Raw genomic sequence first — 13,337 nt, 5'->3', positions numbered from 1 at the left:
AACACAAGATGTTGACTAACCTTTTTTTGCTTATAAAAAATAAAGAAATCAATTCAGTATTTTTTTAATATCTAATTCCTGACAAAGGTATTATTGAGCATGTTTGAATTTTAGATACACCCAAGGTTCAAACATGCTTATATAATATGTAGGGCTATCTTAATTTCTTAATTACTCTAGCAGGACTACCAACAGCAACAACATTTGGCGGTAAATCTTTGGTGACAACACTATTTGCACCAACTGTAGTACCCTCTCCAATTGTCACTCCAGGCATGACTGTTACACCGGCTCCAAGCCAGCAATTTTTTTTGATGGTGATTTCTCCTGACCTTCCTAAATGTGGTCGAGTAAGTGGATCCGTTGAATGTGTATCACCTATGAGATGGACACCTGGTCCCAGCATCACACCATCTTCCAAAGTCACTTTTAGGGAGTCTAAAATAAGACAATTGAAGTTCATGGAAACATTTTTTCCACAGTGAATATTAAAGCCATAATCACAGTAAAAACCCGGTTCAATAGCAATACCTTCCTCTACGCTTCCGAACAGTTTTTTTAAGAGTTGTTCTTTTTGATCCTGTTGTTTTATGCTCAATTTATTAAATTCTTCACAAAGCAAACGGGCATCATAACGTTGTTTTAGTAATTCCGGGTCGTTGAAACAATACAACTCACCACTAAGCATTTTTTCTCTTTCTGTTTTCATTTTAATTGAGGTTTTAATTAGACTAAACTTTATTCTTGAGCTTCTTTTGGTAATTCACCTGTCGCATCAAATTTTGGTTCATGTACTTTTTGCAATCGATAACCATAGATAGCAATGACCATAAAACATAGGAGGACTAAAATAAAGGAAGCATTGACGGCAGGAATGCCCCATAATTGTCCTGTGGTATTTCCGATATCTATTAATTTACCTTGTAATGGAGGAAGAAGTGAACCACCTCCAATCACTACTATCATTCCTGCAGAAGCAATTTTTGAATCCGATTTCATACCTGTTAAAGCAGAACCGAAGATAGTAGGCCACATCATAGAAAGGCATCCTGAAATACCAATAAAACTATAAATTCCCCATCTGCCATCTATTAATATGAGCGAAAGCGTAAAACTAATCGCAGTTAGGGCTACAATTTTTAAAAGTTGACCTGATTTGATGTAGTTCAATAAATAAGTAAATAGGAAACGGCAGATGCCAAAAGTGATCATGGCATAAATATTATATTGTAAAGCAATTTGTTCTGCTTCTTTTTCGGTCATTCCCTCGTTCATAAATACCCGTACACCATAATGAATAATAAAGGTCCAGCACATCACCTCAGCACCAACATAACAGAACTGAGCCACTACACGTTCTTTGAATCTCGGATTTGCTTTTAACCTTTTAAGCGTAGCCTTGATGTTAAGCGGTGTTTTGCTATCAAAATGATGAGGCATTTTACTTAAATAGTAAATAACGATGAGTACTACTAATAGTCCGCCAATGAAAATATAGGGAGAACTTACCACATCTAAATCTGACAATTGAATGCTTTTAAACTGTTCAGGATTGGTTTCAAATAATACTTTACGAGTGGCTGTATCTGCATCGTTGAGTTTTACTTGGATATAATTTTTTGCTGTAAACATTCCGATCAACGAACCAATGGGATAGAAGGATTGAGCGAGGTTTAAACGTTGTGTTGCTCTTTTTGGATCTCCCATGGATAAGATATACGGGCCGGCACTTGTTTCTAGAAATGATAACCCACATGTCATGATAAAATAGGATATGAGGAAAGGATAGAAATCAGCAATCCACGCCGATGGTATAAACAAAAGAGCACCTGAAGCATAAAGCCCTAACCCCATCATTATACCTGATTTATAAGAGTGCTTTCTGATAAAAATAGCAGCAGGTATTGCCATTGCACAATAACCACCATAAAAGCAGAACTGAATCAATGCTCCTTCAAAATTACTGATCAAAAATATTCTTGAAAAGGCGGCGACTAATGGATTGGTAATGTCTGCCGCGAATCCCCACATTGGGAATAAAATAGTCACTAATAGAAATGGATATATTAATTCTCTAGGAATTAAAGTCTCCTTTTTTTGATTGTTCATAAGGTTTTAAAATTTATTATTGAGTTCAGTTTTTAGTAGCATTGATAAAAAGTGAGTGAAAAAATAACTACCCAAGGGGATAATTTTTTTCCATCCTACATTTTCTATCAATGCTGCGAGTCACCTTACAATATTAGTCGCTAAAGGATAGATTCTAATAGGAAAATTTAAGGATTAAAAGGGTAATAAATAAGGTGAATTATTTTACACCCTGTATAGTGTTTAATATTTCATATTTAATTATGTATAACAAAATACAAAATCATTGAATATCTTTTCACTTATAACCTATATGAAAACTTCTAGAGCAAAATAGAAATGTTTATCGATATCCTTTTTTATCAGATTTTGGCAGGTATTATAATGTTGTAAGAAAAAGTCAACTATAATTTTCTGATTCAAACCCATAATTATTCTTTTTCTCTTCTTATTTTTGAGATAAATAAATAGATACAATATGGCCACGTCAAAATATATCAATCCATTTACCGATTTTGGTTTTAAAAAGCTCTTTGGAGAAGAAGATAATAAAGATATCCTTATTGACTTTTTAAATACCGTTTTGCCTGAAGAAGATAAAGTATTTGATTTGACGTATAAATCCACTGAAAAGCTATCTGCTCATCAAACGGACCGAAAAGCCATATTTGATTTGTATTGTGAAAATGAGAAAGGGGAAAAGTTTATTGTTGAGTTACAGCGTGCTCATCAAACCTTTTTCAAAGACCGAACGATTTATTATTCCACTTTTCCCATTCAAGAACAAGCCACCAAAGGTCAACCCGATGGAAAAGGTTGGAAATACGAACTCAAAGCAGTCTATGTCATTAGTTTGATGGACTTCAAATTTGACTTATCAGAAGATTTCCATCATGTAGTAGAATTGAAAAACCAACGTAACGAAATTTTTTACGATAAGTTAAAATTCATCTATCTAGAATTACCAAAATTCAAGAAATCAGAAAGTGAATTATCAAATCATTTTGACAAATGGATTTACATCTTAAACCGTTTAGAAAGTTTTACGGAAGCTCCCGCTTTTTATCAAGAATACATCTTCAAAAAAGTTTTTTCTATTACAGAATTTACAGCATTAGATAAAGCAGATCAGTTGAGGTATGAAGAAGACTTGAAAATCTTCAGAGATTACTTGAATACGTTAGATACGGCAGTTGAAAAAGGCAGAATGCAAGGTAAGGAAGAAGGACTGAAGGAAGGTATGAAAGCAGGAGAACGAAAGAAAGCGATTGAAACTGCCTCAAACCTCTTAAAACTAGGTTTGGAAGTAGAGCAAATTTCTAAAGTAACAGGTTTAAGTATTGACGATGTTGAAAAACTGAATAAAAATGATCTAAGCTAGATATTATTTTCCCCTTGCATTAGGTAGCTTTTTTTTAAAAAAAAGAAAGGAAAAGGCAGCACTTAAGCCACACTTCTCCTTTCCTAGACTAAAGTTTAAAAAACTTTTTCATACAAGTCTCTTCTTGCATTTTGAGCTTTTTCTTCATCCAATTCAAAAATTTCAAAAACATTGTTTTGAATACTTTTGGCCATATCTCCTGTCGGTAAATTATTGCAATCCAGACCAAAAGGGTCTTCAATTTCCTCTCCCATGAGTTCAATTCCAATAAAGGCGAACATCACTAACATGACCACCGGAATAGCAAAATAGCCCATTTGAGGAGTAAGTGCGATGGGTAATAATAAACCGTAAGTACTAATGAAAATTTTCATAAATACGGCATATGAAAATGGAATAGGGGTTTTCTTAATTCTTTCACAAGCTCCAATAATATCCAAAAGGGATTTATGTAAGGGACCATAATTGATCAAGTCAGGATCGGTGATATTACCTTTTCTGTGTTCTTGCACTATGGCACTGTAAATCTCTTGTGTAATTGCATTGGGAACGTGGCCTCTTTGGTTGTATTTTTTTCGATCCTCTTCCGTCAGATGAATCAAGATTTTAAGGTCTGTTCCTTCTCTCAAATGCTCTACCATAGCATGGCAAAAATTACTGATGCGAACCGCTAAATAAAAGCGGAGAGTGTGGTTTCCCTCAGGAAGAATGGTATGAGCATAGACAGCGAGGTTTCTTGTATTATTGATCAATGCTCCCCATTGTTTTCTGCCTTCCCACCATCGGTCATAGGCACTGTTAGTCCTAAAAACCAATAAAATACTGAGGACAATTCCCAATAGAGAAAAAGCAGAACCAATGACACTTTGATCTTTTTCTGGAAAAAACTTAAAGTGGAGTAGCCATATTATTGTGGTATATACCCCAAAAAATAGAACTGCTCTCACTACTTTCACCATAGTCCAACTTGTTGCGAGATGTTTGATATCTCCAAACCAATTGTCATTCGATTTGTATATGATCATAGCTTAATATTCACTTAGATATTTGTGTACTAGAGAAATACTCATTGCTCCTTCACCAACCGCGGAAGCGACTCTATTCATGGCTCCTGATCGTACATCACCTGCGGCAAAAATTCCAGGTACTGAAGTTTCTAACAAGAAAGGGTCTCGATCTTCTTTCCAGTATTTTTTGAAATCCAATCCGTTCAAATCTCTTCCTGTAATGACAAATCCTTTTTCATCTTTATTGACATTTTCAGGCAGCCAATCTGTGTAGGGCTTTGCACCAATGAAGATAAAAACAGCTCTAGCGTCATAAGTTTCCTGCTCTTTGGTTTTCATATCTTCAATCACCAAAGACTCTAATTTATCTTCCCCAATACCTTTTACAATTTGAGTGAAAGGTTTAAGGTCAATATTTGGAGTAGCCGCTATTTGATCAATCAAGTACTGCGACATGGTAGAGGAAAGATCTTCTCGGCGAATCAAAATACTGACCTGTTTCGAAAATTGGGACAAATACATGGCACCTTGCCCTGCTGAATTTCCTCCACCTACCACAAAAACATGACTGTCTTTACAGGCATTGGCTTCGGTGGTCGCAGCACCATAGTAGACTCCGGCTCCTGTCAATTCTGGAAGCCCTTCTGTCATTAATTTTCTGTAATCAACTCCCGTGGTTAAGACCACACTCTTAGTTTTTACCGTTTCCCCACTATCTAAGGTCAGCACTTTGTATTTGTCTACAAACTCGATCTTATGGACTGACTTTGGGTTAAGGAATTCAATACCAAAACGTGTAGCCTGAGTGATGGCTCTTCTTGCTAAATCTTGCCCACTTAACCCTTTTGGGAAACCAAGGTAATTTTCAATGCGAGAACTTGTACCTGCTTGTCCACCAGGAGCTTTTTTCTCTATTAAAAGCGTTTTTAGTCCTTCAGAACCACCATATACAGCGGCGGCTAATCCGGCAGGACCGGCACCAATAATGACCACATCATATACTTCTTCTTTGGCTTTTTCATGAAAACCGAGATTAGAGGCAAGTTGGGTAGGGGCAGGCTGACGAATAATATTACCGTCTTCCATTACTACTACTGGAAGATCCGCTGAAGTAAGATTATTATTAGCGACTAACTGTTGGGCTTCTTCATCTTTGGTGACGTCTAGCCATTGATAAGGGATAAGATTGGCGGCTAAGAAATCTTTAATGTCATGCGATAATTTTGAGAAAGGATAACCCATCACTCGGATACCTTTGAAAGTAGGCTGGAACTTGGCGTGCCATTCCGATAAAATATCGTCAATTACTGGATAGAGCTTTTCTTCTGGTGGATCCCAAGGTTTCAATAAATAATAATCGATTTGAGCAGCATTAATGGATTTAATGGCTGCATCGGTATCGCTATAAGCAGTGAGCAGTACTCTGCCTGCATTGGGATAAACGGTTTTTACTTTTTCTAAGAAATCAACCCCTTGCATTTCAGGCATTCTCTGATCACTTAAGAAAAGTGCTATTTCATCTCCTTTGTTACGAAGTTCAGTCACTAAACCTAAGGCCTCATTGGCTGAGTCAGTCGCTAATATTTTGTATTCTTTTTTGTATTGATTTCTCATATCCCTCTTTACAGCTTGAAGCACTTGAGGGTCGTCATCTACAAGTAATAGTATCGGTTTCTTATCCATTATTCTATATTGTTTTTAATAGGAAGTGTAATTCTAAATTCAGTGTTGCCGGGTTGGCTTGTGACCTTGATGGTACCTTCGTGTTTATCAATGATTTTCTTGGTGATGTCTAAGCCAAGACCTGTTCCTTTTCCAATGCCTTTTGTGGTGAAAAAGGGTTCGAAAATTCTACTTCTTATTTCTTCTGGAATACCTTTTCCCGTATCAGAGAGGTAGATTTTCACATTTTCATCATCAAATGAAGTACGTACACTTATGGTTCCTTTGTCTTCTAAAGCATCAATGCCGTTGGCTAATATATTCATCCAAACCTGATTCAATTCACCAGGCATTCCATCTATTTCAGGGAGGTTAGGATCTAATTTTAGATCTAACTGATGCCCTTGTTTCTGGATTTTATGCTCTAACAATTTGACGGTGGATTGAAGCCCTTCGTGCACATTCATTTTCTGCATATCCTGACTTCTATCCATATAAGAGAAGGATTTAATAGAAGTGATCAATGATGAAATTCTTTCAGATGCTTCACTGATATCTTGTACCATTTTTTCTGTAATCAACTGACTGCCTACCCATTCTAGAGTAGCAGAGAAATTTTGATCTCCCAGTTCATCATACATTTCTTCAAGGTCTTCTTCTTGAATTTGAAAGTCGACCAAAGCACCCACAATATCATCTACATCTTCCATTCCTTTCTCTTCTAGGAAATCCGTTAGATCATCCTCCAGATTACTTTTTTCCATTAAAGACATGGCTGTTTTAGGGGCATTCAGTTTTTGATGTAGAAAAGAATTGACATGATCAATTTCATCTTCATTGACGTTCATAGACATCACGGCTTTGAATCGTTCAGGGACAGAAGAAAGGTGTTTTTTCAGTTCTTTACCACTTCGAGCCATAGCACTAGCTGGGTTATTCAATTCATGTGCTAAACCGGCACTCATCTTACCCAATGCCATCAATTTTTCGTTTTGGGTTTGTACTTTCGCAAACTCTCTAACTCTTGTGGTCATCGTATGTACAAGACACTCTGTCAATTCGTAGTTGTGACGAATCATATCTCCCAACAAGTCTCTGTGCAGACGAAAAATAGTACTCTCCCCACATGAATGACAGAGCATCCCAAATTCTTTAATTCTTGAAAAAGGGAGTACACCGGAAACAGTATTCACACCAAAAGAATCCACGTATTTTTTTCCTTTATCATTAAAAATATAAGTCCTGAATTCACCCTCCAATACTACAAATAGATATTCAGCAGGGTCGCCAGGGTGAAACATCGCTTCTTTATTTTGGAACGTCTTGAGTTCTCCGTGTTTCACTAACCATTGAAGCTGATCTTCAGGGACGTGTTCAAAAGTGGGAACTTCTTTTAATTTATCAATAGACATAGTTTTTGTTATAGTGTGCGTTTGGTTTGAAGTGTATTGAGTTATGCCTATTGAAGATAATTGAAATTTTGCGAATAATAAAAGTAGCGTATTGTAAACTCTATTTACATTAAACCTTAATCGAGATTTGAGCTTATTTTTCTATGTTCTACTTCCAAACTTCCTTCTTCTTCATTTTTCCATTGCTGAAAAAACGAAGCAAAAAAAGCTAGGCTTAGAAGTCAAAAGCTAAATTTCATTCCTTTCGCCTATTAAAAGGATAACTCGATCAAAACTTCATCGTTTTGAGATGCTCAAACAGCAAAATCATTTTTAATGGCTCAATGCATGAAATTTTTAACGCTTTTCCCTTCAAGGCCGGATTTAGAACTACTAAACTGAAAGAGTAGAAATACCACTGGTGCGAATGTTAAGCGATAGCGACATTCGTGTTTCAAAAATCAACAGAAATCTCCTGATTTCTAAAAACAAAAAAAACCGAGAACTTAGTTTACAAAGTAACTAGAAGATTTTCTGAAGTAAAAAAATAACCCACATGTTGAGTGTGGGTTATCGTTGAAGTTTGGCTTCTTTGATGATTATGTTGCCAATGTATTATTTAAATTGTAGGCGTTTTCTATTGCACATCCAATTTATAATCATGAGCACCAGGAGCATAGTTACTACGGTGAACTTCTGTTCCTATCGCTTTTACATTTTTACCATAATTGTCACCGCCCCAGTTGATTTCGGCACGTCCATCACCAATCACAATATCGATGAGTTTCTTTTGCATTTGCTTTGCAATTTTCTCATACTTTTTATCGAAGGCAAGGTTGTTTGTCTCGTCAGGGTCAACACTTGTATGATAAAGTGCTGGGTCTAATTCCTTGTAGGAAGCAGTAGTGGCCCATTCCATATCAACACCTCTTTTAGAGTGTGGCCTTGTTTTTACAGAGAAGATATAATCTTTTGTACGAATATAAGCTCTAGGACCGATAGCATGATGACTTTCACCGATTACATAATCACGAACAGGAGCTTCACCCGAAGCTACTTGCTGTAAATCTAATCCATCTAAATAATGGAACTCCTTATCTTTTACATTACCACCGCCAGCAGTAATTAATGTAGGAGCAATGTCTACAAACTCAGTAAAGTCACTGACTACTTTTCCTTTAGGAAACTTCTTTTTGTCTGATGAAACGACAATAATAGGGTTGTGAGCATCCATTTCCCAAGGTGTATTTTTGGCAATTGATCCATGTTCATTCAGTTTCCAACCGTGATCACCACATACAAACAAGATCAACCAAGGACGATCATGTTTTTCACTGTACTCGATAAATGCTTTTGTTGCTTTGCCAATTAGTGCATCACCGTAAGCACAAAAAGCATAGTAATCTTGAATCATTTTTTGTTTTTCCTCATCCGTGAAATCATTGGAGTAGCTTTTATTGACTCTTTTCTTGAAGGCCTTTGCTAACTTTCTGTATTCCTCATCTGTCAATTCAGGTACCTTATACGAATGCTTTTTAAAACGCTCTCTATATTCAACAGGAGGTAAAACAGGAGTATGCGGAAAATCATAACCAAGGTTACAGAAAATAGGTTTTGAAGTATCAGCTCCATCAAAAGTTTTACTGCCTACTGAGAATGTTTTGTTTTCATTTTTTAGAAAATCAATAAATGCTGTAGTATACAAACCATCACGCGTTTTTCCTGCAGGTTGTGGACTTACTCCTGCTAAAATTCCTTTGCTAAACACAGTTTCGGGTTGCCCCATTTTATTATTGTGCTTATACATTAAATCAAATTTATCATAAGCTTCTTGTGCCATTCCTGCGAACTGAGGATTCTCTTCTTCTAATTGTTTAGAGATATAATAAATTTTTCCATTTTCGTCTCTCAAATAGGCGACTTGCTTTACAGGGTTTTTCAATTTTTGCCCCTCTACTTCTGTTAGTTTATAAATTTTGCCCCATTCAGAAAGTCTCTCATCTGAAAAGAGTCTTGCGTCAATATCCGTTGTATAGAGATCTTGCTTGAGTGCCTTGCCGTTTTTTAGCTTTCTAACACGCACACCCAACTTACCAGTGTGCATTGTTTGATACCCTAGTTTCGCCATCGTTTCAGGTAATAACGGATAAGAGTTATCGGTACTTTTGTTGAAGTACTCAAATTGATAAATACCCGAACGGAATGGATAACGGCCCAAGTGCATGGAAGCTCTAGAAGGTGCACAACCTTGTGCTTGACAGTAAGTATTGATATAAGTCACACCCATTTTGGCGAGCTTGTCTACATTGGGGGATTCCACATACCCTAACTTACTGTTTTTTTGTCCATGAATGATTTTATTAAATGCACTGATCGCATCATAGCGCTGATCATCAGTGATCACCCATAAGATGTTGGGTTGCTTTTGAGCATAGATCGTTTTAGTAGTTGAAAAGAAGGCCATTAAGACCAAAATTGTGATTTTGATATTATTCATTTCTTCATCTAGATTAGTAATATCACTTTTTGGATAGTGTCATCTTAAAAAGTGATTGGTATAAGTAGTCAAAAATCCAGTATCTATTTTAAAGTTCGATGTAGTGAAAACATCCTTCTTAAGTAAATACTGAACTTATTAGAATACAACCTAGAAAAAGAAAAGAGAAGTGATGGGGTGACAATGATATTTTCAATAGGCTTGTTTAAAATTCCCCCTATTTTCATAGCATACCTCAACCTAAGGGTGGACTAGAATCAGTTTTTCCCACGCCTTAATCTTAATTTACTGATCACTTTGATAATACTATATAGAAGTATATTTACCTTAGAGAGCTGTAGCAAAACCTTTTTTTATTTACCATATCGCAAGTGTTAAGCCGATAGGCGTCACTTGTGATTACATATTGGCGAAGTCTCCCGACTTCGAAATGAATGAAAATGTGGTAATTACTTCGAAGTCAGGAGACTTCGCCAATGATCAGTTCCAAGTGAAGCTAGCGCTTAACACTTGAAACATGTTGGTTTTTCAACACTCCCTCACGAACCACAACAAAATTAAGGCGTAGGAAAATTTTAAAATGCTATTTTTTCACAATGCTCACTCTTACAGATTTGCTGATAGGAGTGTTGCTTATTGTCGCAAACTGATCATTTGGGATTAAAACATTGGCTTCTGGAAAGTAGGAAGCGAGATTTCCTTGGGGAATTTCATAGGGAACAATAATGAAGTTTTCGGCTTTACGTTCTACACCATTGTATTCGCTTTTTAAGTCGACAACCTCATTGGCTTTCAACGCTAATGCTTCAACATCTTTCGGATTGATTAAAATAACTCTTCTTTCGTTGAAAATCCCTCTGTAACGATCATCAAGGCCGTAAATGGTTGTGTTGTATTGATCATGAGAACGAATGGTCATCATCAAAAATTCTCCATCCTTCAAATCGTGATCAGGTAGCTGATTGATAGAAAATTTGGCGACTCCACCCGGTAATTTTGAGAAATCACCTCTTCGTGTATGGTTCGGTAAATCAAAACCTGATTTTTTACTTCTTTCGGTATAATCTTTAAAACCATCAAACACTTCTGAGATCTTACTTCTCGTAAAATCATAATCAGTACCTAATCGTTGCCATGGGATGGAGAAATCTTCTTTAAAATAGCTTTTGGCTATCCTGCTTACTATCTCAGGTTCACTCATTAAATGCTCCGATGCGGGCTTAATTCTACCAACAGAACGATGCACTCTTCCCATACTATTTTCAACGGTTACAAATCTTGATTTTCCATCAGATGAATCTTTTTCTGTTCTACCCAATGTTGGGAGGATTAAAGCTGTTTTACCAGTGACAAGATGTGTACGATTGAGTTTTGTGCTGACGGAAACAGTCAAATCACAATTCTGTAGTGCCTTTGCGGTATAATTGGTATCGGATGCGGCAGAAAGGAAATTACCTCCTAATGCCATAAAAACTTTTGCTTTACCTTCATACATTGCTTTGATACAATGTACAACATCTAACCCTTCTAAAGTCGGAGGTTTAAAGTGGAAAGTCCTTTCAAAAGCAGCATTAAGTTTAGGTGAAACGTGATGCGTAATACCTACAGTACGATCACCCTGTACATTACTATGCCCTCTTACCGGACAAGTTCCGCCACCCTGAATTCCAATACTCCCTTTCAGCAATAGTAAATTGACACACTCACGAATATTATCTACTCCGTTTTTATGTTGTGTTAGGCCCATTGCCCAACAAATAATTACTTTTTTCTTTTGTGCTAATAACGTAACAATCGGTTCAATTTCTCCAACCTTTAATCCTGTCTTTTGTATTAATTCAGCTTTGGTATATTGACTTAAATCCTTGAAAAGTTCCTCTGTACCATTGGTATTTTCTCGAATGAAATCCCAATCAATTACATTTCCCTCTTCTTGTTCTATTTCGATTAATCGTTTCATGATGTATTTTAGTAGCGCTACATCTTGATTAATCTTAATTTGAAGATAAAAGTCTGAAATAGCGGCTCCATCTCCAATCACTCCTTTCACCTCTTGAGGGTTTTTAAAACGAACAAGTGCAGCCTCTTTCAATGGGTTTACACTCACTACTTTTCCACCTTTTTGCCTACATTTCTCCAATGCCGTTAACATACGAGGGTGGTTTGTGCCAGGGTTTTGACCTATCACCATCACGACATCTGCATATTGGAAATCTTCTAAAGTAACGCTTCCTTTACCGATGCCAAGGGTTTGAAAAAGTCCGGCTCCGCTTGATTCATGGCACATATTAGAGCAATCAGGCATGTTGTTCGTACCCAGTTTTCTAGCAAATAAACCGTACAAGAAAGCAGCTTCATTACTAGATCTTCCCGAAGTGTAAAACACCGCTTGATTCGGGTCATCGAGTAACTGTAAGTTTTGACCAATAATTTCGAACGCTTCCTCCCATGCAATTGGCGTGTAATGTGTATCACCTTCTCTTAGAATCATAGGATGTGTGACTCTACCGCTTTTTCCTATTTTGAAATCAGACCATTGGCTCATTTCTTTGACCGAATACTTTTCAAAGAAAGCAGGTGTTACTCTTTTATTGGTAGCCTCTTCTGCTATGGCTTTTACACCATTTTCACAAAATTCGCCTAAGTTTGATCTATGATCAGGGTCGGGCCAAGCACAACCTGGGCAGTCTATTCCTTCCTTTTGGTTTAACTTGGATAAGGTGGCAATAGATTTGGCTAATCCCATTTCTCTCATGGCATGTTCCAATGCTATTTTCACAGCAGGAACACCTGCAGCATATTGAGGAGGAGCCGTTAATCGTAAGCCTGTAAATTCGATAGGGCCTATTGCTTCCGCTACGGTTTGGAGTTCGTTATTTTTGGTTTCCATTTGAGTGTCGTGAGTGTAATCTATAGTGTTTGAAAAAGTCCATGAAGGGTTCCATGGACTTTTTGCTTAGTAATAATTCAATATATATATAAATACATTGTAAACTAAATTATAGCCAAATTGCATTGAGATATCTACAAATTTTCGGTGCCTTGCTTTCAAAATGCTTTCTTCTTCATTTTTGTCTTAACACAAAAACGAAGCAAAAAAGTCAAGGCTTAGAAGTCAAAAGCTAAATTCCATTTCTTTCGCCTCAATGATTTTAAACTCGCTTTACTCAAACAAGAAAATCATTTTTAAAGGCTCATTCCATGAAATTCTTAACGCTTTTCCCTTCAAGGCCGGGGACTACTTCCAAACTAAAATGGTAGAAAGCTCACTGGCGCGAATGTTAAGCGTTAGCGTCATTCGTGTCCTAAAT

8 protein-coding genes are annotated in these 13,337 nt (G+C 36.7%); 1 reads left to right on the top strand and 7 read right to left on the bottom strand.

Features of this window, described 5'->3' with window-relative positions:
• Window positions 1–154 precede the first annotated feature (154 nt).
• Window positions 155–709 (bottom strand): sugar O-acetyltransferase, encoded by a 555-nt coding sequence (locus tag PL77_RS23390; protein ID WP_044210889.1) that lies wholly within the window; start codon window positions 707–709, stop codon window positions 155–157.
• 29 nt (window positions 710–738) lie between these two features.
• A complete protein-coding gene (gene fucP, locus PL77_RS23385; RefSeq protein ID WP_044210887.1) occupies window positions 739–2,109 on the bottom strand; it encodes an L-fucose:H+ symporter permease in 1,371 nt (456 codons plus the stop codon).
• Window positions 2,110–2,566: 457 nt separating this feature from the next.
• Here fucP and PL77_RS23380 point away from each other — a divergent pair, with 457 nt between their 5' ends.
• Window positions 2,567–3,469, top strand: coding sequence for an Rpn family recombination-promoting nuclease/putative transposase (locus tag PL77_RS23380; RefSeq protein ID WP_044210885.1), 903 nt, complete (start codon window positions 2,567–2,569; stop codon window positions 3,467–3,469).
• Between the two features lie 95 nt (window positions 3,470–3,564).
• Here PL77_RS23380 and PL77_RS23375 read toward each other — a convergent pair whose 3' ends face one another.
• The 5 genes from PL77_RS23375 to PL77_RS23355 all read right to left on the bottom strand — a co-directional run bounded on the left by PL77_RS23375 (window position 3,565) and on the right by PL77_RS23355 (window position 12,916).
• The gene (locus PL77_RS23375; protein ID WP_044210884.1) at window positions 3,565–4,494 is read right to left on the bottom strand and encodes a bestrophin family protein; all 930 of its coding nucleotides are present in this window, start codon (window positions 4,492–4,494) and stop codon (window positions 3,565–3,567) included.
• A gap of 3 nt (window positions 4,495–4,497) precedes the next feature.
• Entirely contained in the window at window positions 4,498–6,159 is a 1,662-nt protein-coding gene (locus PL77_RS23370; protein WP_044210882.1) for a response regulator, read from the bottom strand.
• A complete protein-coding gene (locus PL77_RS23365) occupies window positions 6,159–7,550 on the bottom strand; it encodes an ATP-binding protein (protein WP_044210880.1) in 1,392 nt (463 codons plus the stop codon). The genes PL77_RS23370 and PL77_RS23365 overlap by 1 nt, the downstream gene beginning before the upstream one ends.
• Window positions 7,551–8,166: 616 nt before the next feature.
• Window positions 8,167–10,026, bottom strand: a complete 1,860-nt coding sequence (locus tag PL77_RS23360; protein WP_044210878.1) for a sulfatase-like hydrolase/transferase — start codon at window positions 10,024–10,026, stop codon at window positions 8,167–8,169.
• Between the two features lie 583 nt (window positions 10,027–10,609).
• Window positions 10,610–12,916, bottom strand: a complete 2,307-nt coding sequence (locus tag PL77_RS23355; RefSeq protein WP_044210877.1) for an FdhF/YdeP family oxidoreductase — start codon at window positions 12,914–12,916, stop codon at window positions 10,610–10,612.
• Between the last annotated feature and the right edge of the window lie 421 nt (window positions 12,917–13,337).

Origin of the sequence: Flammeovirga sp. OC4 (assembly GCF_000812565.1) — a bacterium.
In the GTDB taxonomy this organism is placed as follows: domain Bacteria; phylum Bacteroidota; class Bacteroidia; order Cytophagales; family Flammeovirgaceae; genus Flammeovirga.
This window is presented reverse-complemented; position numbering and strand designations above follow the sequence as displayed.

Bases quoted from the DNA above. Each gene is read 5' to 3' on its own strand.
- PL77_RS23390 (WP_044210889.1), bottom strand. From the start codon at position 709: ATGAAAACAGAAAGAGAAAAAATGCTTAGTGGTGAGTTGTATTGTTTC.
- fucP (WP_044210887.1), bottom strand. From the start codon at position 2,109: ATGAACAATCAAAAAAAGGAGACTTTAATTCCTAGAGAATTAATATAT.
- PL77_RS23380 (WP_044210885.1), top strand. From the start codon at position 2,567: ATGGCCACGTCAAAATATATCAATCCATTTACCGATTTTGGTTTTAAA.
- PL77_RS23375 (WP_044210884.1), bottom strand. From the start codon at position 4,494: ATGATCATATACAAATCGAATGACAATTGGTTTGGAGATATCAAACAT.
- PL77_RS23370 (WP_044210882.1), bottom strand. From the start codon at position 6,159: ATGGATAAGAAACCGATACTATTACTTGTAGATGACGACCCTCAAGTG.
- PL77_RS23365 (WP_044210880.1), bottom strand. From the start codon at position 7,550: ATGTCTATTGATAAATTAAAAGAAGTTCCCACTTTTGAACACGTCCCT.
- PL77_RS23360 (WP_044210878.1), bottom strand. From the start codon at position 10,026: ATGAATAATATCAAAATCACAATTTTGGTCTTAATGGCCTTCTTTTCA.
- PL77_RS23355 (WP_044210877.1), bottom strand. From the start codon at position 12,916: ATGGAAACCAAAAATAACGAACTCCAAACCGTAGCGGAAGCAATAGGC.